Source organism: Paraburkholderia podalyriae, from assembly GCF_014397785.1.
Lineage (GTDB): Bacteria > Pseudomonadota > Gammaproteobacteria > Burkholderiales > Burkholderiaceae > Paraburkholderia > Paraburkholderia podalyriae.
The window spans coordinates 1-21,167 of record NZ_VZQQ01000085.1 but is presented as its reverse complement, the minus strand read 5'-3'; the positions used below and the strand labels follow the sequence as shown (position 1 = coordinate 21,167).

Genomic DNA, 21,167 nt, shown 5'->3' with positions numbered 1-21,167 from the left:
CATACGTGCGATGGGGATGCGTACGGCTCGCTGCGTTCGACATGGCTGACTGTCTCCATCAAGCTGAACGCGCCCATCATGCGTCGAAATATTCAGCAGTGAGAAACGGTCGTGCCGAGTCGCTTACACCTGTCCGGTGGAGGCCGAATCATCATCGTCGACGGCCGGACAGACCCGGCAGTGCCCTGCCGACAGCCTGCAAGGTTTCATGGACGCAGCAACCAAATCCGGCTTGCAGCGTTGCGTGCCCCGCCGGTCGTCCTTCCTGGTGGCTGCCTGCGCTATTCGAATTTTCAGACGTCGTTTGCTGATCGACGACTTCAAGCGCTGAGCAGGGAAAGCATGTCCCTTTGCATTAGTGTGCAGTGCGGCCTCGGTCCGGGCGGCCGGCCCACTGGCAGGCTACAAGTTGAGCCCGGAGTCGTTGGAGCAATGATCTGTATGCGTGTCGTCCATGATTGGCGATCCGAGCTCGCTTTCACTGAATCTCAAAAGCCGGGTTCTAGCCTCCATCACATACCGCGTGGCGGCCGACATCAACTGCTGGTCGTGAATGGCCAAAATCTCTTCGAGAATGGCGGCGAGTTCTGTACTCACTTGCAAAACGCCGGCAGATTGCGCTCTGTCACCGGCTTGATTAAGTCCAGCCTCCGCACGCCGGTACAAGTGGAGAGGCGCATCACCGAAGCCTGTGCATTGCAAGTAGTACGTCAGACAGACAACCCTGACCAGTCCATGTAACTGGTGGGCGTTCCCTCTTCCGCTGCGGCAGACCCAAAAAGCAAGATGATTGACGAGCGAGATATCGGAGACCGCATGTCTCGTCATTGGGAGCAGCATCGCCTTAGAGATGCAAACGAAAAGTCCCGGGACCCGCTGGACCCTATTCGCCCCTTGCTTGACCTCGCCGAGCCGTTTGAACCGGTCCTACGTGCAATCAAAGACCTTGATGCCGCCGCCGCAGCAGCGCCTATTGGCAGCCTTGATGAGGCGCTCCGCAAACGCGATGCACTGCTCCTAGCAATGCTGATGTCCAACCCGCTCCGCCGACGGAACTACACTCAGATGACTTGGTGCGAGGACAACACCGGAGCACTCTATCGCCGTCAGGACGGACAGTGGCGCGTACGCTTTGGAGCGTCCGACTTCAAGAATGAAAAGAAATCCAACAAGTCGCCCTACGACGCACCACTTCCGAGAGCTTTGGCAGAGCGAATCGACGCCTATATCGATGAATACCGTCCTCGACTCATTCGTAACTCGCCATCATCGACCGTGGTCTTCCCAAATCGGGTAGGCGGAGTGTGGAAGGCGCTTAGAAGCCTTAACAAAATGAGCAAAGGGGCTGTTTACTTTCGATGAATGCTGTTAAGGAAGGTCTGCACAACCCGCTTTTGAAGCGTTAGCTTTCACATCAAGCGCAGCCTCGGCGTTCAGATCTTTGTTGATGCGTGGATTGCAAGATTTTTCCGCACGCCGGAGCGCGCCAACCAGACATATGGCCTTCATCAGCCCGGTGTTTCAAGCTTTGCGCAAAGCTCTACGCGCCATCCACAAATTGCCCAAAGCAAACAGCGTGGTGATCTGGGCAGTGTTCTTCATCAAACCGCGATAGCGGGTCTTCATGTAACCGAACTGCCGCTTGAGGATACGAAACGGGTGTTCGACCTTGGCCCGAATACCCGCTTTCAGGCGTTCGATCTGGTCGTAGATCGCGTCCAACGAATCAGTCAGATCCAGTTTCCTGCGCTTTGCCGGTCGCATTGCCACATGCCAGCGAACCGCGTCAGTCTCACAACGCTTTTCGATACCCTGATAACCGGCGTCCGCGTACACATCCGTTTCTTCACCATGCAGCAACGCCTGGGCTACGGTGATGTCGTGAACATTGGCCGCCGTTCCAATGACCGTATGGACGAGGCCCGAGTCGGCGTCTACGCCGACATGCATTTTCATCCCGAAGTACCAGTTGCCACCTTTCTGCGTGGACTGCATTTCGGGATCGCGTGTGCCGGAGCCATTCTTCGTCGAACTGGGCGCGGCAATCAGGGTGGCGTCGACTGCCGACCCCGCCTTAAGCATCAGGCCTTTTTCCGTCAGGATTTCATTGACCAGCGCCAGCATTTGCGCCGCCAGTCCGTGCGTTTCCAGCAGATGGCGGAACCGCAGAATCGTGCTTTCATCCGGCAAGCGGACCATTTCGCCGTCGAGACCCGCGAACTCGCGATAAAGCGGCACGTCGTAGAGTGCCTCTTCCATAGCAGGGTCCGACAGACCGAACCATTGCTGCATGAAATGAATCTGCAGCATCGTTGCAATCGGGAACGGCGGCCGACCGGTTTTGCCCTTGGGATAGTGCGGCTCGATCAGCGAAATCAGCTTCAACCAGGGCACAACGCGTCGCATCTCATCGAGAAATTCCCGCTTGCGCGTGCGCTTCGTTGACAGATCAAGACCAAGACCAAGCTGCGTCATCGCGTTGCTCCTTACCTAATTCGCTACGTTTCCAGGATAGCTCAGCAGCAGCGCGATGCCAGGACTTTTGCAGACCTTCCTTAACGGAAATACTCATTGCCGTGTTGTTTTGATTCTATACCGATGTCGTTTTGGGCGTGCGCGCGAGCCGGCTTTCCCGGTTTCGTCATCGCTGGCTTTTCAGCTGTGGTAACCCTTGAAATGATCGGCGTCGTAGTCGGCTACCGCAGCTACATCGCTGGATCGCACTGCCGCATAAATTAGTGATCCTTATGTTAAGCGCTTTCGCCTGCGCGCCCTCCAACAAGTCGACAATGCTACGAAGAGTGCGACTACCCCCATAAGGATTCCCTTACCGGAAATTCAGCATGGATCCCCCTTATTTTCTTGATCTCCTGACAGCAACACGAAAACTAGTCGCATACGATGAATGCACGTCGATCGTCCTTTATCTGAGTGTTGCCATGGTTCCCCATCTGTCTGAGAGAGAAGATTCGATCGAGCATATCAACGCAATGTGCTTACACCTCTTCAATTTGTGGTGCGAAACGAGAAGCGTCGTGCCGCTGACGTATCTATTAGGAGCCTGGCCGCTGACGAACAGCGATCCCGAGACCCTCCGGCGTCTTGGAACCGCATTACGGAACCTCAGACGGCACCATCTGCATGATTCCAACGATGCCGCGTTTCGGGACGTCTGCGAGCTATCGGATTGTGTCGAGGAACTGCTGGCTCCGTCGTCCCTTTCAGCGTGGGCGATGAGCAGCTGGTAGCCCGAGCGGAGATACCCGGGCCCGCGCAATGCAATGGGTATGTGGAGGACAGCGTGCACTTCAACGAAATCAGTGACGAAGAGTGGCTGCTGATCGCGCCCGTCCTGGCGGACGCCCCGATTCCTCAACGGCAGCGTGGCCGGCCGCGCGCACCGGTTCGCGTCGTGGCCAATGCCGTGCTGTGGGTACTGACGACCGGCGAATCCTGGTCTATGCTGCCGAGCCATTATCCGTCGGCGCCGACGTGCCGGCACCGCTTCGAGACGTGGCGTTCGAGCGGCGCCCTTGCGGAGACGTACCGGCTTCTTTCGAACACCGGACGCAAGTTTCGTTGCGGCCCGCAACTGTTGCTGGAACACCGCCATGTCCCCTCGCGCACCAGTAACCATCAGACTCGGTCTGAAGGTTTGCGCCAGGTGCTCTGGAGAGACCAGGCATCCTGGCAGACACCGCCTGACACATGGCAGTCCAGGAAAATCGCGCTGCAACCCCCAAATTCTGCGCATGCCATACCTGAGTGCGTCGAATTCCGCACCCCGGTGACGCCCCATCAAATTCATCGGACTGCCTCGCCGTTGATGGGCCTCGCGTCGAAAGGCCAAACCGGATCCGACCCGCACGGCTATGTCATCTACGTTGCCGCCGATCGGCTGGCAAACGCCCAGTTCCGCGGGTGGGCCGAGATCGTACGGGACGAACGGCGAGTCGCCCGTTCGGGGCTAATCGGTCCGAGCTTCCAACACTGCGAGACAGCACAGCAATATGCGCTCGAATGGGCGCGGCGATGGATCGATGAGGAAAGCGGTGAAAACAGCGACGACGCCGACGAAGTGGAAAGCGGCGTCCGGTAACAAAAAGTCCGGTCTGGGTGACCAACTCGTCGACGTTGCACCCCGCACGGCTGACGCAGGAACAACAGGAAACCGTCCGGGACGCCGTCAAAGCATCCGGTATTCATCGGAAATTCTGCGGTCCGCGTCGGAGAGGTAGGGATTCTCCAGTTGGAAAGTATTGCGGGACGCGGGCTTTGTACGCGCCGGCGCATCCCAAATGTACGGATGAGAGCTGAACAGTCTCATGTAAGCGCCCGTGCGATATGCCAGCACGCGTTGCTTCGCAAGCGTATCCGCAAGCGCTTCGAAGCCTGTCGCGACATAGAAATAAAGTCAGGTCGATACTTCGCCATCAGCCGGTTCTCGACCACCAGAGCAGGCTCACGATCGTCTCGTATGTCGACGTCTGAACATCGAGATCCGGGGCAGTCAGGATATCGGAATCGATCGACCCGCCTTTTACCTCAGGTGAAGATCGGCGATCGTGTCGAGATCAGAATGCTGTCCGGCGGGGCGCCACTGGCGGGTCATGTCGAAAGCATCGCTCGCAGCATCACCGATCGTGACAACCCGCCGGACTCGACGCTGCTGGCCGACGTTAATCCGATCTTCACCTGGGTGAGATTGGCTCAGCGAGTTCCTGTCCGAATTCATCTCGACGATATGCCTCGCAACCTCCTGATTGCGGCAGGCACGACCTGCACGGTTACGATTCTCTCAGGTGAGACCGGCCCTGCGCACGGCACGTCGGCCGATTTGCGTCCCGTGAGGACACATCTCGATTCTGGCCTGACAGCGCGCTGACCAAAAGGCGCTCGATACACGGAAACGCCCTCGTTTGGTGAAGCGATCCCTATGATACTTGCGCGTGCCTTTGACGGAGACGTATCAAACGTCGTTCCTGAGGTTGACCCGGTCTCGTGGACACCTATCCCTTTGAACTGGAGTTGCCACCATGGCGAAGCGTGACGACCGCCGAGCGTGAGGAGCTGGTGCGACTGAGGCGAAGGTTCGCCAGCTCGAGATTGAGCGGGACATTTTTGTCAAAAGCGGCGGCCTGATTCGCCTATGTCCGGTCATCTGTACACCAAACTGATGCTGCGAGCACTGGACATGGCGCTGGCGCAGGCTCTGTCGCAGTAAGGTCAACGGGTCAAGCAGCGGTGATATGCGGAGGATTGCTTATGAAACGAGCGAGTAGAACTGCTGTGCGGGAGACAGGGGTGTCTCGCCCCGACATTTTATCTGCCCTTTCTTGATCATGTGCATTAATTCGACGCCACTCAGAATGACGCGCGCGCAGTGGAAATCCTTGAAGCCAGCATCGGTCGGGTGATGCGTTTGATGGCCCGATGGTCCTGCTCGACCACGGAGCCTGTCAGATTTTCAGTGTGTCGAGGTCATGAGACGATAACGGAAATAACGTTCAATGACCGAAACAACAGTGACCAGGAAGAGCAAGAACCCGAAGGTGCCGAAGCTGTTCCCCGATGAGCTGATCGATCAACTGGTGGCGCAGGTGCAGAACAGGAACGCCGAGTCGGTTCTCGGGGAATCGGGCCTGGCCGGGCAACTGAAGAAGCAGCTGGCTGAGCGCATGTTGGCTGCGGAGCTGGCGCATCACCTGGAGAGCGAGGCGGAGCAAGGCAGCACCGGCAACCACCGCAACGGTACGAGCCGCAAAACAGTGCTCCCACCCAACGGCGAACTGACGCTGGATATCCCGCGAGACCGGCAGGCGACGTTCGAGCCGCAACTGGTCGGCAAGTACCAGCGTCGGCTGCCGGGATTCGACGACCACGTCATCAGCATGTACGCGCGCGGGCATTGTCAGGTTGGCGAGGTCGTCGCGTAAGATGGTGCGATGAAGAAATCAAAATCGCTTTATCGCGGTCATCGTTTTCCCGCTGGCGTTATCAGTTGCGCCGTGCGTTGGTATTTCCGCTTTCAGTTAAGTCTGCGCGACATCGAAGAGTGGCTGTTTGAGCGCGGCGTGGTCGTGAGCTACGAGACAATCCGTCGCTGGTGCGACAAGTTCGGCAAGGGCTTTGCGCACTGCGTGAAAGCCGCTCGACCCAAGCTTGGTAGCACATGGCACCTCGATGAGATGTTTGTCACGCTGCGTGGCGAACAGTACCTGTTGTGGCGTGCAGTCGACGAGCATGGCGCCGAACTCGACATCCTGGTGCAAAAGCGGCGCGACAAGGCTGCGGCCAAACGCTTCTTCAAGCGGGTGCTGCGTTCTAGCCCGGTGCCGCGCAAGATCGTCACTGTGAACCTCCACACGTCAGGTTGACGTCCGTCAGTGTCCCCCGAAGGGAGGCGTCGGGTCCATCTCATTACAACCGGAGAAAGAGTTGCAGAGCGAAGATTCGGTATTGCATGCATCATAGGGATGCATATAGAGCGGTGCTGACCCGCGCGTCGTGAACGTTACCGCAATCGCGAGGCACAGCAGCAATCCGACCAGCACATCAGTAAGGTCAGCCACGAACGCCAGTAGCGCGATGGGCGGAAGCGCCCATTACGGCAGAGGAAATTTGCTTTGTCCGAAAACGCCTGTCGTGACGACGTAAACTCGAAGCAGCAGAAAGTCTGTCTTTCTGCTGCAGCCGCACGCAGCAAAGCAGCAACTGCGTGACTGCACCTTAGGTGGATTTGGGCATCACGGGTGGTTGTACATCGCGTTCCAGTCGGCAGTTGAAACGCGGCTGCCGCCAGCCTGCGACGCTCCGTTCGACGTACCGCCGTAACTCGTGGCGGCTGGCTGTTCTTGCGCATCTACCTTGGCTTCGGCGGCCTGCAGTTTCGCCGGATAAGTCGCGGCGTCGCCGCCGTCCAGATGGTAACCAGCGTTTTCGAGCTGGACCAGTTCGGCCTGCACCTGCGCGCGAGTCTTGGGAGCATCGGTCTGTGCATACGAAACGACCGGAACGACGAGTGCGGCGACCAACAGGCTAGCGATAGCGGCACGGTGAGAAGTTTTCACGATGGATTCTCCGTCGAGGAAATTGATGAGTGCAGCCTACGCGGACCACGCTGTCGTATTGATAGCGCGCAGATGAAAGTTAATTTAGTAATTTACGCATTCGCTGCGCGCCACGTCTTCACACAAATTTTCGACCTGCACACGAAGCTCAATAGTTACTGCTGGTTACAGATGATGACACTCTCGGCACCCGGTAGCGCTGAACTAACACGGTGTCTGGAGACAAATCGGGTCGCCCTTGGGCGAGTTCGCTGGGGGGCGTTCGCTGACGCAGACACGCTGCGAGCAGTCCTGCAATGTTCGCGCGGCCAGCCCATGCTCAGTACGGCCGGTCCCTTTCATCCAACTGGTTGCGGGTTTTTTCCAGCTGGCGGAATCGGTTGAAAGGCCCCCAGGGCTTGGGTTCTACCCGCCTGGCACGAATCGGCTAGAATCCCGATGCTTTGAAGGTCGAAATGGCCGAAAGTCAGTCGTGGCAAGAGATTCCAACGAAATTGAGCGTCGAAAAGTTCGAGCAATTTGTCTGGCCGCATTTGAGCAAGGGCCGTCGCGGACCCGCGCGAAAGCTCAGCGCGCATGCGATTTTCAACTACATCCTGAAGGCGCTCTATCTTGGCTGCCAGTGGAAGGAGTTGCCCATCGAGAAGGATTGGCATGGCCGTCCCGAGATCGATTACACACGCATTTATCGCGCCTTCCGGCGCTGGGAATCGGACGGATGCCTTGATGCCATTTTCGAGGCTTCGGTGTTCAGGCTTCATGGCGATCATCGCCTGGACACGCGCATCATCCATGGCGATGGCACCACAACCGCCGCGAAGAAAGGCGGCGACAATCTCGGCTTCAGCGGCCACAAGAAGCTCAAGGGCTGCAAGGTGGTTGCCCTGTGTGACCGGAATTGCAACGTCATCGCGCCGTTCGTCAGAGCACCGGGCAATCGCAATGAATCGCCGTTGTTACGCGAAGCGCTGCCGCAGCTCACGAGCATCGCCCGTGCGGTGGGGCTGGATCTGCGGGGCACGGTCATGAGCCTGGATGGCGTGTACGATTGCCGGCCCAACCGCAAAGCCATTTTCAATCGCGGCATGGTGCCTAACATCAACCCTAATTCGCGCGGCAGAAAAGGACCGAAGCGCGGGCGCAAGCCGCTGTTCGATCCGGCCATCTTCAAAGAACGGTTCAGGACGATCGAGCGGGTGTTCGCGTGGGAAGATAAGTTCCGGCGCCTGCTGCTGCGCTTCGAGCGACTCAGCCACCTACACTACGCATTGAAAACCCTCGCGTACACGATGATCAATCTTCGGCACTACTGCCGAAGCTGATCACTTGCTTCGAGACCTTTGTTTCATCGCCGGCCATCGCGCCGTGGTCACACTCGCCCGCACCATGCCGATACCTTCGCACAACAACACACATGGTCGCATCGCAGGCCTAGCCGCCGCGATTCCATCCCATCCCAAGGGCTTGTCCAACCGCGCTGCGCCGAGCCTGCTTGAAACGCGCAACCAGTTGGGTAGAACTGAAAGGCTGTTCCGGGTGTGCGCCGTGCAAAGGCGGCGCTTTCCAGCGGGTGCAAGCCCCGCCCGGCAACCGCTCCAGCCGGAAGCAACTGGAGCAGTCATGGAGGGAACGAAATGGCTGAAGCCTTCGGATATTCGAAGTTTCGACCTCAACGCAATCATCGACATTGAACCGGACTTCCTCGCGGACCTGGCACACGAACACGATGACGACGTTACGTCGTTTGTCTACCGCACCAAGGTTCCGCTCGATCGGGACAAGGTCGAGGAGTTCTTTAGCGAAATGGTCGCCACTTACGGCCCGGCCATGCTGCGCTACAAGGGGGTGCTCGACATCCATGGCGTTGACCGTCGCACCGTCTTCCAGGGCGTGCACATGATGTTCGGTGCGAGCACCGACAAGCCGTGGGGTGGGGTTGACGAGCGTGAAACGAAGATCGTTTTCATCGGCAAGCAGTTGCCAGCCGATCTTTTCAGGTCGGGGCTCGACAATTGCATGATTCGCGAAGACCTGCGGCAGTGACCTGCGCGGTCATCTCCTGATTGACGTTCGGAGTTGTACAGCCCAGAGTGGGAAGCAGGCTACGTCGTGTCGACGGACCTCGGAACTACGTTGTCCAAGCGGCAGTCCCGAAGACTTCGGCAATTATTAGTTGTATCCCAACGGCCGATGAACAGCGCGCAACGGCCGGTCGCGACGCACTGTCGAATGTCCTTTCCTGGCCGAGAGCACCAGTTCAATGAAGGTCCTGTAGAGCGACCGTTGAAAATCGTCGACGGCCGCTTTCGGGCGGCTTCTGTGGATGAGTACTGTCGGCCAGGAGTTGCCGTTCGCGCAACACACAAAGTCGTCATTCCTACGGCGAGTTCACCTCGGAACCGGCAGGATGCCCGATGGAAGCAACTCTGCCTTATGGAAAGCTTCGCATAAGGCCGAAGTCCGGTCTTCTCGTGCGAATCGACCAACACCGAGCATGGACTGACCGCAGGTGGAAGCGCCGCACTGACATGCATACCGGAGACCCGATGTCCTCGCTGATCTCGGCTTCAATTTCGAGGCCGTAGTCGATAAAGAGCTCCTCGCCGGGCTTGATGTCGGTGAGTGCGTGGATGAATACCCGATTGCCTGTCTCGATTGTCTGGCAGTTGGGAATACAGGCATGGTCCAACGGGCGCTGTTGCCGCCGCGGCTGCCGTCGATCACGCTGCGTCGGAACGACTGAACGCGAACGTATGACCGGTCCCGGACCGCTGACGGGCAGCGGCGCGCCGCCAGCTGGTCACTTCACCGTTGTACTCGATGATCTCCTCCGGAATCATGTCGGCGGTGCGACGGAAAGATTCGCTGCAATCCATTCCGCCGCGCCGTTCAACAGGGCGGTCTCAGTTCATCAGGGGAGCCAGTGCCGATAGGACGCGGTCTTTCTGCGCCTCGTTGATCTTGCCGAACAAGTCGCGTTGAAAGCGCGGCTCCTTGACGCCGGAAACGATGTATTGCCAGCGATATGCATCGAGCAAGGTCTTGCGAATGGCAGCAGTGTCGTTGGCAGCATACTTGCGACTGCTGATTTTGAGGAAATAGTCTGCATCTGCCTCCGCCTGCATTTGGAGGACCCCATCCACCGCTCCGACTAAAGCGATCAGGTCGTCGACTGCGGCATCGCGTTCAACATCGGTCACACGGGCGTCCTCGTCCTCCCATTCAATCTCATCGAGAATGGCGTGTTGCGACTCTTCCTGCCAGTGGAACAAAAATACATCTTTCCACAGTGGCGACAGCTGCGGATCGTTGCCAATGCTTTCCTTGTAATGAACTAGAACAAAGATTTCGATAAAGCAGGTCAACCCCAATACCGACCAGGTAGACTTGGATAGCACGAAGCGCGCAACTTGATCCGCATCGGGCCCGAAGTGATAACCGTCCGGCATGACATCGGCAGCGAGTTTCTCAATGCGTCGGAACATTTCCTGGTGTTTCAGTTCTTCATCGGTAAAGCGGACAAGAGCTTCCAGCGCGGTCTGGTTACCCGTCCAGTGGTGGCGACTGACCTCGAGCACTTTCGCGGCAATGAAACGCTCGACAAGGCCGAAAATATTCCCATAGCTACGGCCTTGGACTTGGCTGAACAGCTTCCTGCCTACCTCATCGAGGAATGGCACCCGATCAACAAGCGACAGCCCATCGGGCAAAAACTTGCAGCTCATGTCCAGTGTTCTTCCGCGAATCACATCGCGCTCCGTATCCCAGCGGATACGTTTCGAATTTTCGATGCACTTGGCATAGCGGCTTGTATCGACAGCGTTGGCAATGGCTTCCATAAGATATCTCCGTAAGATTGAATGGACTTTTGCAGTGACAGCGTATGATCTGTGCACGAAGACATCGTGAAGACAAAATGCAGCAGAAATTTGTCTGAAACGCCGCAGTTTTTAGCCGTTTTCGTGTTATGGGGGAGACCGCGCATGGATCCGCTTTCCGAAATGCTGAGCGAGCTGCGCCTGGCCAGCGGCTTCTTCCTCCAGGCCGAATTCTTTACGCCCTGGTGCGTCAACTCCACTCCTGACAAGGAAGACCTTCAACGCATCGTGCCCGATGCGGAGCACGTTATTCTCTTTCACCTGCTGACCGAGGGAAGTTGCAGAGTCAGACTGCAGGGCGGCTCCGAGTCATGGGACCTCAATGCCGGCGACGTCATCATCCTTCCACGTAACGAAGCACACTTGATAGGCAGTGACCTGCATCTGGCGCCGGTGCGGTCTTCCAGCCTCATGCAGCCGCCGGATTCTTGCGGGATGATGCGCATTTCCTATGGTGGGGGCGGAGCGCGTGCGCGCTTCATCTGCGGCTTCCTGTCGGGAGACCCGCGTTTGTGCCGACCTTTGCTGGAGAGCTTGCCGCCGATTGTCATCGTGCCACTGTGCGACCCCGAGAAAATCGGCTGGATCACGGAAACGATGCGTTTCGCAAGTCTGGAGACCAGTTCGGCGGGTATCGGCAGCAGTGTCATTCTGTCGCGTGTGGCCGAGTTGATCTTCGCCGAAGCTTTGCGCCGTTACACAACCTCGCTGCCGGACTCCCAACATGGCTGGCTCGCCGGCCTGCGCAGTCCTCACGTCAGCCGTGCCCTGTCCTTGCTCCATGCGCGTCCCGCCTATCCGTGGACCATCGAAGAACTTTCGGCACAATCCGGCCTGTCACGCTCGGCCTTGGCCGACCGTTTCCAACGCCTGCTCGGCGAACCGCCGCTGCGCTACCTGACGCGCTGGCGGCTTGCACTGGCGGCGCGGCAGCTACGGGAAACGCGGGAACCATTGGCCCGTATCGCGCAGCGCGTCGGCTACGATTCGGAAGCGTCGTTCAACCGTGCATTCAAGCGCGAATTTGGTGCGCCACCGGCTTCCTGGCGACGCCGGATGAGGCGCATGGCGGCAGATGATCTGGGGGCACACTGAGCCAAGGTCGGATGCTGGCGGCTGCATATAAAGCGGGAATGATCAGTTTCGAAGCTCTGCGTCAGCAATGCGGCGGCGGATTGCTGACGGTGGCGGCATCGAGCAGCCAGACGGCAGCTTCCTGCATCAGTGAACTCACACTCCCGACCCCTCGCCAACTTGGACATCACCCGTGGCCAGGTCTTCAACCTGCTCGAGCAGGGAATCGCTGCGGCCGCAGCGGGGCACGATATTTCGACAGGCGATCTGGCGCTCTGCGCCAACGCGATCGACGAGCGGCAACTCGTGCTGCCGTTTAAAACCGCCGTTGGAAGTGGCGACGCGTATTACCTCACCAGACCGGAAGATTCCGACAAAGCGGCGCAGGTGCAGGAACTCCGCACCTTCCTGGAAAGCAGGATGCCAAAACTCACCTATCCGGGTATCCAGTTCAAGATACAGAGCTAGCGCCTGAGCCTTCGGTCGACTCATTGAGACGATCAGGAAAGGGCGAACTTCGTTACGCAGATCGGGAGCCTCCCGAGGGGTAGCTGGCCAGCAATGCAGAGCCGCGCTCGCGCAGGAAGGCATTCAACGCGCTGATCGTCGGTGTCAGTTGCGCACGGTGAGCACAAATCAAGTGCAGCGGCGAAGGCTCGCAATACTCCGGCGGAAACAACTCCACCAGTCGACCTGCCTTCAGATCGTCGATGAGGTCCAGTCGCGACTTGTAGACAAGGCCTTCCCCGGCTATCGCCCAGCGACGAACTGCATCGGCATCGTCGCTGATGCGATTACCCGTGACTGCCACTGTGCGTTCGCCGCCAGGCGGGGTAAAGCGCCAGCGTTCATGTATCTGCTCGCTCCAGACGTACCGAAGGCAGTTGTGTCGCCGCAGGTCCTCAACTTTGGCCGGTGCGCCATGCCGTTCGAGGTATGACGGTGCGGCACACAATGCGCGTCGGTTGTTGTCGACCAGCTTCATGGCCAGAAGTGACGAATCGGGCAGCGCTCCATAGCGCACGACTGCATCCAGCGGCTGGCGAATGAGGTCGACCGCAAGGTCGCTCATTTTCAGGTGCAGCGACAAGCCAGGGTGCAGGTGCTGAAATTCATCCAGCCACGGCAACAGCAGGTTTCGACCAAAGTCAGACGGAGCAGACAGCCGCAGCGGCCCGGACAGCACCCCCCGGCCGTTTGCCAGAGCCTGCTTCCCTTGCTCCAGCGCACCGATCATGACCCGCGCATGCGGCAGGTAGTGCTCACCGGCCTCCGACAGTTGCATGCTGCGCGTCGAACGCGTGAACAGGCGCGTGTCCAACGCCTTTTCGAGCCGCTGCACTGACGCGCTCGCATGTGCGGGCGAGATATTCAGCTGGCGCGCCGCCTCCGAGAAGCTCCCGTAGTCGACCGTGTGCACGAAGATCTGAACGTCATCGAGTCGAATTATTTTCACTGAATCGCCGAAAGTGTTTGGGTGCGGCGGGTATTTATCCGCGTATCGGTCACCTGCGCGCGTTCGAGCGCTCGGATTCCGTCCCGTTCCTGACTGTTGACGTCGCCATCGACAAGGCATGGACCGCCGCGTCATTCGGCATGGCCACGCACCAATGGAATCAGTACATGGCCGAACCCACCGTTGCCCCGCTGGCGCACCATGCGCGGCTGACGCCGGTCGGCGGTGGGGTACCGATCTTCCACGAAGGGCGTCTGGTGGGTGGCATCGGTGTTTCTGGCGGAACATCGGTGCAAGACCATGAGGCCGCTGAGGAGGCGCTGCGTCACGCAGGGTTTATGCAGTAAGCCTGGGCTGCTAGCGGGATCTGTGGCAGTCGCACTCACTGGAATGACTCCGATTCGCGCCAGTGCTTTTTCTCCAGTTTCCGACCAAGGTGCGGAAGCACTGGTGCTCACCCGCGCATATCGCCGTGTCGAGCTGTGCTGCGAGCCTGAAAGGCGTTGAGATATTAATTTTCGGCTCTCCGTCGTGGGTGGCGGGCCTGGACCGTTGAGATCGTCTTACCGTCAATCGACGAACGTCCACAAAGGCCGAACTGTTGCTCGTGAGGGACCGGCCCGGATGGCCGGACCATTCTGATAACTGCCGTTGAAGCAGTGGTGGCTCGAACCGCGGAAAGGGGTCGTGAGTGCGAGTTCTGTGATCGAGGAAGCTGCCGTTCCTCTGCTCGATGCCGACAACGTCGGCAATTCGCCGCCACATTGCTGACGAAGAATCCAATCCGCGCCAATGTCGGCTCAGGCCGACAAGCAACACTCTGCATCGCGAATCGAATGGCCGTTTCCAAGGTTTCGACAGCAGCTGGCTCAGAGTCGACTTCAACCGATCTCCCCACGCGAAACGAAAACCAACCCGGCCTTCTTCATCCCGCGCGACTATCCAGCCCCGGGTGGCTTGACCAACTGATCGGGTTTCGAATTACCGCGTGCAGCTCGCGTCCCGCAAAGGCTCACCTTGAGGACCTGAGTCCTCAGCCATATGGATGCAACTAACAGTCCGGCTTCATCGCATCCGTATCAAAATCCAAACCCAAACCCTGCCTGCAAAGGCAGCGGGGCGGAGTTTACGCGACGGTTTATCTACGTGGCGGAAATCAGCGGCGAATCCGTCTTCCGTCTGTTCTGTAAAATTGAAGACAGGCGACAGCAGCTTAAAGGCCCCTGGTTGAACTCACGAGGTGTCAAAAATGGACATGATTGACCTGATGCCCGACGTCGCGACGGACCGATATGAAATCTCGTTTCGCCTGGCCGGGCAATGCAGTGAGGTCGCCTGTGTGATCACGCGGGAAGCGCTTGAAGCGCAATTCTGGTTGCCCGGAGACGCTGATCAGGTCCGCATGCTCAAGGCATTTGCTGACGGACGGCCTCGCATTGTCGCGGTCGCCGAAAGAAAAATCCGCCTGCATCCAGGCAAACCCGTCAGACTCACTACCTGGGATTTCGAGGCCGGACGTTAGTCCTCCGGGTACCGTGCGTCACCAGTCAATGTGGTGTTTCTCATCGGTGTCGCGGTGCCGTCGATCGTCGTCGACGTGCAGGTACAGGCTGGTCGTCGTCAGCGACGCGTGCCCAAGATTGTCGCGCACGAGTCGCAGATCCACCTGCCGGTCCGCCATATGGGACCCCGCGCTGTGACGTAGCCAGTGTGCCGATGCCTGCCCGAGACGGTCGGCGCGCTGCGCATGGTCGTCGCCACGCGCCCGCAACGCTTCAGCGGCGCCGCTGAAGACGTCCTTCACAATCCGGTGCAGCGCGGCGCGCGTGAGTGGCTTCAGTGACTGGCCGACCGGCAGCACAAGCGGGGTGTCCTCGCCTGGCGAGGGGAGTACTGGCAATCCGCGGGTTCGCCGGTAGGTGCCGAGTTCCGTCATCATTTCCGTAGTGGCGGGCACCAGCCGCTCCTTGCCCCCTTTGCCCATCACTTCGAGCCACCAGCGATCCTTCCCGCTGTCGTCCGGACGACGAAAGAAACGTAATGTCAAAAGATGGCCCTTGATGCGTCAGATATGGAGCGGTTTACGTTGTATTATTTATCCGATACCACCCCAGCATGCTTCCATGGCCGACGCCCTCCCTGACGAAATCCGTCTCGCCGCTGAAATCGACCGCCTGAAAGGCGAATTCCCGAAGACCCGCGAGCTGTACCGCGAGGTCTGCGCGCTACTGTTCTTCCGCTTCGGGATCACGCCGACCGCCAACCGCCTTTACCAGCTGGTGAAGCGCGGCAGCATGAGCACGCCGACCCAGGTGCTCGGTGAATTCTGGGCCGAACTGCGCGAAAAGAGCCGGGTGCGCATCGACCATCCCGACCTGCCCGCCGACCTGGGGCCGGCTGCCGGCGAACTGGTCGCGGCGCTCTGGACCCGCGCAACCGCCGCTGCCGAAGCCGCGCTCGACGCGCTGCGCGACGAGGTCGAGGCGCAACGCGTTGAGGCGCAACGGTCGGTCGTTGCCGCCCGCGACGACCTGGGTCGCGTCGAGACCGCGCTCGAACAGCGCACGGCGGCGCTCCTTGCCGCGCAGGTCGAGGTGCGCGAACTGGGAAAGGCTGAGGCCGAGGGCCACGCGGCGCGGCAGGCGTGCGAGGCCGAGGTCGTCCGGCTCAAGGCCGAGGCGCTCGTGCGCGACCGTGAACTGGACAAGCTGCGCGAAGGCTTCTCGCGGGATCTCGAGAAGCTGCGCGAGAGCGCGGAGCGCGCCGAAGAGCGCCTGCGGGCGTCGGAAAAGCGCGCGCTGCTGGAGATCGACCGCGAGCGGGGTGCGGCCGCGAAGCTGCAGAAGGACCTCGATGCCGCGGTGAAGCGGGCCGACAGTCGCGGGGCGGACCATCACCGGGCGGTCGAGGCGCTGCAGGCGCAGCTCGGGGACGTGCGTCACCAGGCGGGCGTGCTGCAGGGACGGCTCGATGCCGTGCTGGCCACGAATGTCACGCTGCAGCAACAGCTGGCGGCATTGCGGCAGGCGGATACACGCGACGCCCGCCCGGCCCGCGCGAAGTCCGCGCCTGCTCGCCCGACTGCGGGCCGCGCGGCGGTGACACGCACGTCGCGTCAGGCAACGGCAGCACCGGCGGAACCGGCGACCACCAGCAAGACCACGGTGCGCCGCAGGCGGGGGTAGGCGAGGTGGAGAAAAACAGCCGCCAGGGAAAAAGGCGCAAGGCCCCGGCTTGCCCGCCGATCAGCGCACTGATGCGCTACGGCGGGCGGATCGTGCGGGTGGTCGCCGAAGCCAGCGGCCAGCGCGTGATCATCGAATCGGTGGACGAGGACGGCCGCACCTTCCGCAGCATGGTGAAATGGGCTAGTCTGACCGCTCTTCACGATCAGCTCTTCTGAACGGGATGACCCGGACCATGCAGCAGCTCGACATCTTCGCCGACAGCCGTGACGTGATGTTGCGCAACGACGTGCTGGCGCCGTTGCAGCGGCGCGATGTGGCGGCCGCGCGAACGGCACTGGCGCAGTTCGCCGGCGAATACCCGGACGACGGTGCGCTGCCCGCGATGACCGTGCTGGTCCGCGAACTCGGGAATGGATCGACCGCGCCCTTTGCTGACCATGCGGCGCTGGACATCGCCCACCGTCACCTGGAGGACGGGGTGGTGCCCGCCGCCCGGCGCGTGCTGCCCGCGCAGAGCGTCCAGCCGTGGCTCGCACCATGCTGGCGAGCGCTCGCCCAGCGGGCCGCGTCCCTGGCCTTTCGTGGCGCCGGTGCCGGGAACCATGCCGACAGCCACGCCGCACCGCTCTGGCTGCTGGCCGGCGACTGGGCGGCTGCACGTGCAGCGGTCGAGGGCATTGAGTCCTGGTGGCGCATCCAGGCACCCTTCGCGTGGATGACGGAGGCGCGCTACCGGGCTGATGGTCTGGATGCCGCGTGGCCACTGCTCGCTGGACTGGCGTGGCTGGCGCCCGCACGGTTCGTGGCGTTGTTGCCCACCTTGAGTGATGCTTCGCTGGACGCGCTGCGCCGGCGCTTCGATGCCGGATTCCCTGGCACCGGCGAGGTCGACGACTACGCGTGGTTCCCGGCATGGCTGCTGGTGGTGAAGCCGGCGCTCGCCGGCAGGTTAGGTGAGGCGCGCGTGCAGCGTGACCAGGTGGCATCGCGCGCGACGGCCCTGCTCGCAGAGATCCTGCGCCGGGAGCACGAAGGCGACCAGCATGAACTCATCGGGCTGCGCCAGGAGCTCAGCCGGCTGCATGCGGGCCTGTTCGACACCTACATGGCGACACGGAAAGTGCAGCACCGGTGAGTGTGACGATCGGCGGCCACGATTACCGCTGATGCCGTAGTCGCATCGGTCAGTCGCGCGGAGGCACGGAGGCGACATGACATTGAAAGCGCAGTGGTACCGGGACAGGCTCGCGAAAAAAAGCCGCAAGGGTTTCTGCGGCTAGCCGGTCGCAACGGTGGCCTGCTATGGGCCCGATGACACGCGGGCGACGAAGGTTGCCGTCGGCATCGTCGCGTACGAAGGCGCGGATGCTGATCCTGTTGAGCGGTGGTTCTGTGAAACGTCCGATGCGAGAGCCGATCCGGAAATCACCGAAGCAGTCGTCCGGTTCATTGAACAGCATGGTGCGCGTTCGGTCGTCGCCGTCGATCGCATCATCGGGTGCCCGCATGAGGAAGGCACCGACTATCCGGAAGGCGAAATCTGTCCGTGGTGTCCGTTCTGGAGCGACCGTGACCGGTGGAGCGGCGGGTTGATCAGGTGAGGCCAGTTGGGTGCTCTCGCGACTGTGCACGGGGCAGCCGGCGTTGAAGCTGGGTGACGCTATTTCACGCGCGGAAGACCTTCAACATGTCCAATATGCGGGACGACCCGGATTGCTCCGCTCCCGAGCCTGCTTCAATCATCAACTCCCCGATGCCAATCGCAGCCAGACGCGCCATCGGTAATGCGTCGCCGACAGCGACCTTAGCCGGGCAGGCATGGCCAAAGGCCAGTAGCCGGTGCAATCCCCTACGGCACCTACTCGAACGACCAGGAGACAGGAATGCTCAGTGCCCATGAATTTGCGACATTAATGCTCGTCAGGGACTCGGCCGACCATATTGCTGAGCGGCAGGAACTTGGCACGTTGCTCGAACGCCAGCTCGTCGCCATGGAGCAGCTTGCCGGCGGTGCCGTGCGGCTTCGCATTACGCAGGACGGAGATTCCGTTCTTCGGGCCTTCGCACGTTTTCACTGACATGTCGCACCCTATGAGCCCGCAAGCCAATATGATGCGGGCCTGACCGTTGTTCCGGACACTTGCCGCGGCCCAACTTCGAGGCCCGCCCGATCTGCACTGGGACAGCGCGAGCATGACGCCGTTTATGCGCCGAAGTTTACGACCGAGCTGACGACTGCGGCGGCTCGCGTCTGCTGCCAGGCGGGTCCGTACACGGCAACATGGCACGTCAGGCTGTTCGCCTCTTCGTCGCTGCATGCTAGCCGGGAAAGTGGGCGGACCAAACGCGGCTCGAGCACACATCCGGGCGCGCCATACCGTCGACGCCTTACCTGGCGCTCGTCGCCTTCTCCGGATCATTACCTGTCTGGGCTGCCCCGATCGGCGGCACGGCGTCGTTCATTGACGGCAGCGTCTCCTTCGGCGCTGCCGCGGCGGCGACGGCGTCCGGCTGGGCGGAGTCGGCCTTCAGGTAGTGGTCGACTAGCGCAAAGAAACGCTGATAGAAAACGCCGGCAGGAATCGTCTCGCTCGCAACTTTCACCATCGAGTCATCGCTTGAGCCGATCGGCAGCGACAGCGATCCGAACACGCTCAGTCCGACGCTCGCCGACGTGTTGCTCTTCTTCAGCGCATAGCGATCCTGCACTGCGTTCACGTACGCGATACTGCTGTTGCTTTTGGGGTCGTCGGTTGTACAGACCACATGGATTTCAATCACCGCGTGCGTATCGCCGGTGGGCTGGAAATTTTTCGAGCCGTCGACCGAATCGGGCCTCGTCGAACTGGCGATATATCCCTGGCTGAGCAACGCACGGCGGGCGGCTTCGCAGGCGGGCTCTGCCTTCCCGGCGAAATTGTGCATATAAGGGCTATCGCCTGCGTCGAACTGTTCTTGCTGGTAAAGCGGCTTCGGTGTCGAGCACGCAGACAGTGCGCTCGCAAGCGCTAGCACGAAAGCCGCGGAGGAAAAGCGGAACTGGGTATGCATGGCTGAATAGGTTGGACCGGCTCGAGCGGAGAAGGGGGCCGGCGCCAGAAGGCCACGACACCCAATGCTCTTGCGCTGCATGAGAGGGACACATCATGCGGCCGATCCGGAAGTGAATGGGCCGCGCCATTATAGTTTTCTTTCCCTACAACAACCTTCGACGTTCTTGTGAGCGCAGATCCGTTACGTGTACGGCCGATGTGGCAAGCTGATATGAGAGGACGGCCTTCTCAAGTGCGCCGAGGAAAGGTGAAATTTGTGACAATGAGTAGGATTGCAAATCAAAAAATGCCGACGCCAGATTTTGCCATCGTCCATTGACGCCAGGCCGCCGGGCGATCCTTCAGTTCTGCCCGGTGTCGACCTGCATTCATCAGATATCAAGGCAGCGCGAAGTGCTGCCGGACCAGGCTGAAGCATGAGAGGAACCCCTGTGTGCGATGTTGCGCAGCGTAGTCAAATCGGCCAGCCTTTCGGAACTTGCGGACGGGCTGTTTCAGGAGGCTGGGTGAACGTGGGTCCCTGCTGCTATTTCATCGCACGGCATGGCAGATGACATCCGTCGTCACGCCCCAAGCCTGCGTTGCGTTCGCCCGAGAGCTGTGCGATCCGGTAGGGTGCGGTTTCACTAACCGAACAGGGCAATCCATGAAAAACAGGAACTGAATCCGGCTCGGATAATGGGGGGAAAGCAATGCGGCGGGTGGTAGTCCGGCGATTGTCAGCGGCGACGTGGAATTCGATGAAAACGGACGGTTTGAAAATCACATTGATGAAGCGATAGCGCGATGGCGGGATAAATAGTCAAGCTGGCTCTGCGACCGCGGCTGACCTCAGTGGCTAATCCGCTGAGAATGCGGCAACCACACGGGAAGCAGGAGAATGGAGCGAGGAAAAATAAAGAAGAATGAGGCTCTAGATAAACCGGGCCCCGAAGAAAATGAACCAAGAAAAGTTGGTTCCACGCAGTGAGTTTCACACTGTCAGTTTTTGACGACTTTCAGATCGCCGATGACAGCGATCGCCGGTGCATGGGAAAGGAGTGTTGGCGCTGCGGACGCTGAAAGCGGGGGAGCGCGTGTTGGAATACAGGGGAGAGGTGATTTCCTGGCGACGGGCCGCCCGCGCAGCACCGGCGAGACGGCATCGAGGGACACACGTTCTTTTTCGGGCTGGAGGACGGCCGGGTGATCGACGGCAGCCGCGGGGGCAACAGCGCGCGCTGGCTGAATCACTGCTGCTCGGCGAACTGCGAGGCAGTTGAGGAGGCGGGGCGCGTGTTCAACCACGCGATCCGGGACATTACGGCTGGCGGCGAACTCTTTATCGATTACCGACTGGAGACGGACGAGCCACTTGATGGTGACCTGTGTCGGTACTACGCGTGCCTGTGCGGTGGTGCCGCCGCACCATGCTCGGGCCCGGGAAGCGAGCGTGACCCGGGGGGGGG

General features: G+C 60.2%; 20 protein-coding genes and 7 pseudogenes. 18 read left to right on the top strand and 9 right to left on the bottom strand.

What is annotated here, in order from left to right; translation table 11 throughout:
• Window positions 1-208: 208 nt before the first annotated feature.
• Together F6X42_RS45435 and F6X42_RS38345 are read left to right on the top strand one after the other, a co-directional pair.
• Window positions 209-331, top strand: coding sequence for a hypothetical protein (locus F6X42_RS45435; RefSeq protein ID WP_281394090.1), 123 nt, complete (start codon window positions 209-211; stop codon window positions 329-331).
• 485 nt (window positions 332-816) lie between these two features.
• The gene (locus F6X42_RS38345; protein ID WP_187639059.1) at window positions 817-1,362 is read left to right on the top strand and encodes a site-specific integrase; all 546 of its coding nucleotides are present in this window, start codon (window positions 817-819) and stop codon (window positions 1,360-1,362) included.
• Between the two features lie 159 nt (window positions 1,363-1,521).
• Here F6X42_RS38345 and F6X42_RS38340 read toward each other — a convergent pair whose 3' ends face one another.
• Complete coding sequence (locus F6X42_RS38340) at window positions 1,522-2,475, bottom strand: IS5 family transposase (RefSeq protein WP_187639058.1); 954 nt, start codon at window positions 2,473-2,475, stop codon at window positions 1,522-1,524.
• A 368-nt stretch (window positions 2,476-2,843) separates the two neighbouring features.
• Between F6X42_RS38340 and F6X42_RS38335 the strand changes: the two genes are divergently transcribed.
• From F6X42_RS38335 to F6X42_RS38325, 3 genes are all read left to right on the top strand, one after another.
• Complete coding sequence (locus F6X42_RS38335) at window positions 2,844-3,248, top strand: hypothetical protein (protein ID WP_246530459.1); 405 nt, start codon at window positions 2,844-2,846, stop codon at window positions 3,246-3,248.
• Window positions 3,249-3,301: 53 nt separating this feature from the next.
• Entirely contained in the window at window positions 3,302-4,099 is a 798-nt protein-coding gene (locus F6X42_RS38330; protein ID WP_187639057.1) for a DUF6566 family protein, read from the top strand.
• Between the two features lie 378 nt (window positions 4,100-4,477).
• Window positions 4,478-4,885, top strand: coding sequence for an HlyD family secretion protein (locus F6X42_RS38325; RefSeq protein WP_376776505.1), 408 nt, complete (start codon window positions 4,478-4,480; stop codon window positions 4,883-4,885).
• Between the two features lie 378 nt (window positions 4,886-5,263).
• On the opposite strand, the pseudogene F6X42_RS38320 reads toward F6X42_RS38325, so the two are convergent.
• Window positions 5,264-5,454 (bottom strand): annotated as a pseudogene (locus F6X42_RS38320) (DDE-type integrase/transposase/recombinase); the annotation flags it as partial.
• A 56-nt stretch (window positions 5,455-5,510) separates the two neighbouring features.
• Here F6X42_RS38320 and F6X42_RS38315 point away from each other — a divergent pair.
• Together F6X42_RS38315 and F6X42_RS38310 are read left to right on the top strand one after the other, a co-directional pair.
• A pseudogene (locus tag F6X42_RS38315) lies at window positions 5,511-5,906 on the top strand (transposase); the annotation flags it as partial.
• Window positions 5,907-5,945: 39 nt separating this feature from the next.
• A pseudogene (locus tag F6X42_RS38310) lies at window positions 5,946-6,368 on the top strand (IS6 family transposase); the annotation flags it as partial.
• A gap of 378 nt (window positions 6,369-6,746) precedes the next feature.
• Here the strand turns inward: F6X42_RS38310 and F6X42_RS38305 are convergent.
• Window positions 6,747-7,070, bottom strand: coding sequence for a DUF4148 domain-containing protein (locus F6X42_RS38305; RefSeq protein WP_187639056.1), 324 nt, complete (start codon window positions 7,068-7,070; stop codon window positions 6,747-6,749).
• A 455-nt stretch (window positions 7,071-7,525) separates the two neighbouring features.
• Between F6X42_RS38305 and F6X42_RS44765 the strand changes: the two genes are divergently transcribed.
• Both F6X42_RS44765 and F6X42_RS38295 read left to right on the top strand, forming a co-directional pair.
• Window positions 7,526-8,392, top strand: a complete 867-nt coding sequence (locus tag F6X42_RS44765; protein WP_187639055.1) for a transposase — start codon at window positions 7,526-7,528, stop codon at window positions 8,390-8,392.
• Between the two features lie 4 nt (window positions 8,393-8,396).
• On the top strand, window positions 8,397-9,113 hold the full coding sequence (locus tag F6X42_RS38295) for a GTP-binding protein (RefSeq protein ID WP_246530458.1): 717 nt from the start codon (window positions 8,397-8,399) through the stop codon (window positions 9,111-9,113).
• A gap of 345 nt (window positions 9,114-9,458) precedes the next feature.
• Here F6X42_RS38295 and F6X42_RS38290 read toward each other — a convergent pair.
• A pseudogene (locus tag F6X42_RS38290) lies at window positions 9,459-9,946 on the bottom strand (SET domain-containing protein).
• A gap of 27 nt (window positions 9,947-9,973) precedes the next feature.
• Complete coding sequence (locus F6X42_RS38285; protein ID WP_187639054.1) at window positions 9,974-10,909, bottom strand: hypothetical protein; 936 nt, start codon at window positions 10,907-10,909, stop codon at window positions 9,974-9,976.
• A gap of 144 nt (window positions 10,910-11,053) precedes the next feature.
• On the opposite strand from F6X42_RS38285, the gene F6X42_RS38280 reads away from it, so the two are divergent.
• Window positions 11,054-12,043, top strand: coding sequence for an AraC family transcriptional regulator (locus F6X42_RS38280; RefSeq protein WP_187639053.1), 990 nt, complete (start codon window positions 11,054-11,056; stop codon window positions 12,041-12,043).
• Window positions 12,044-12,202: 159 nt separating this feature from the next.
• A complete protein-coding gene (locus F6X42_RS38275; protein WP_246530457.1) occupies window positions 12,203-12,490 on the top strand; it encodes a type 2 periplasmic-binding domain-containing protein in 288 nt (95 codons plus the stop codon).
• Between the two features lie 52 nt (window positions 12,491-12,542).
• On the opposite strand, the gene F6X42_RS38270 is transcribed toward F6X42_RS38275, so the two are convergent.
• Entirely contained in the window at window positions 12,543-13,472 is a 930-nt protein-coding gene (locus F6X42_RS38270; protein ID WP_187639062.1) for a LysR family transcriptional regulator, read from the bottom strand.
• A 23-nt stretch (window positions 13,473-13,495) separates the two neighbouring features.
• On the opposite strand from F6X42_RS38270, the gene F6X42_RS38265 reads away from it, so the two are divergent.
• Together F6X42_RS38265 and F6X42_RS38260 are read left to right on the top strand one after the other, a co-directional pair.
• Window positions 13,496-13,825: a GlcG/HbpS family heme-binding protein gene (locus F6X42_RS38265; protein WP_246530456.1), complete on the top strand. Its 330-nt coding sequence runs from the start codon at window positions 13,496-13,498 to the stop codon at window positions 13,823-13,825.
• A 902-nt stretch (window positions 13,826-14,727) separates the two neighbouring features.
• The gene (locus F6X42_RS38260) at window positions 14,728-15,000 is read left to right on the top strand and encodes a DUF1488 family protein (protein ID WP_187639052.1); all 273 of its coding nucleotides are present in this window, start codon (window positions 14,728-14,730) and stop codon (window positions 14,998-15,000) included.
• Window positions 15,001-15,018: 18 nt separating this feature from the next.
• Here the strand turns inward: F6X42_RS38260 and F6X42_RS38255 are convergent.
• Window positions 15,019-15,516, bottom strand: a pseudogene (locus F6X42_RS38255) (tyrosine-type recombinase/integrase); the annotation flags it as partial.
• A gap of 85 nt (window positions 15,517-15,601) precedes the next feature.
• Here F6X42_RS38255 and F6X42_RS38250 point away from each other — a divergent pair.
• Genes F6X42_RS38250 through F6X42_RS38240 form a run of 3 tightly spaced genes read left to right on the top strand, consistent with a single transcriptional unit; the run spans window position 15,602 to window position 17,801 of the window.
• Window positions 15,602-16,663 (top strand): DNA-binding protein, encoded by a 1,062-nt coding sequence (locus tag F6X42_RS38250; RefSeq protein WP_187639051.1) that lies wholly within the window; start codon window positions 15,602-15,604, stop codon window positions 16,661-16,663.
• 5 nt (window positions 16,664-16,668) lie between these two features.
• The gene (locus F6X42_RS38245) at window positions 16,669-16,881 is read left to right on the top strand and encodes a hypothetical protein (RefSeq protein ID WP_187638187.1); all 213 of its coding nucleotides are present in this window, start codon (window positions 16,669-16,671) and stop codon (window positions 16,879-16,881) included.
• A 17-nt stretch (window positions 16,882-16,898) separates the two neighbouring features.
• Window positions 16,899-17,801 (top strand): hypothetical protein, encoded by a 903-nt coding sequence (locus F6X42_RS38240; protein WP_246530455.1) that lies wholly within the window; start codon window positions 16,899-16,901, stop codon window positions 17,799-17,801.
• A 49-nt stretch (window positions 17,802-17,850) separates the two neighbouring features.
• On the opposite strand, the gene F6X42_RS38235 is transcribed toward F6X42_RS38240, so the two are convergent.
• Window positions 17,851-18,174, bottom strand: coding sequence for a hypothetical protein (locus F6X42_RS38235; RefSeq protein ID WP_187639049.1), 324 nt, complete (start codon window positions 18,172-18,174; stop codon window positions 17,851-17,853).
• A gap of 375 nt (window positions 18,175-18,549) precedes the next feature.
• On the opposite strand from F6X42_RS38235, the gene F6X42_RS38230 reads away from it, so the two are divergent.
• Window positions 18,550-18,744 carry a hypothetical protein gene (locus tag F6X42_RS38230; RefSeq protein ID WP_187639048.1) on the top strand — a complete coding sequence of 65 codons (195 nt, stop codon included), beginning with the start codon at window positions 18,550-18,552 and terminating at the stop codon, window positions 18,742-18,744.
• 367 nt (window positions 18,745-19,111) lie between these two features.
• Here F6X42_RS38230 and F6X42_RS38225 read toward each other — a convergent pair.
• Window positions 19,112-19,717 (bottom strand): annotated as a pseudogene (locus tag F6X42_RS38225) (DUF2242 domain-containing protein); the annotation flags it as partial.
• 1,027 nt (window positions 19,718-20,744) lie between these two features.
• Between F6X42_RS38225 and F6X42_RS38220 the strand changes: the two are divergent.
• A pseudogene (locus tag F6X42_RS38220) lies at window positions 20,745-21,167 on the top strand (SET domain-containing protein); the annotation flags it as partial.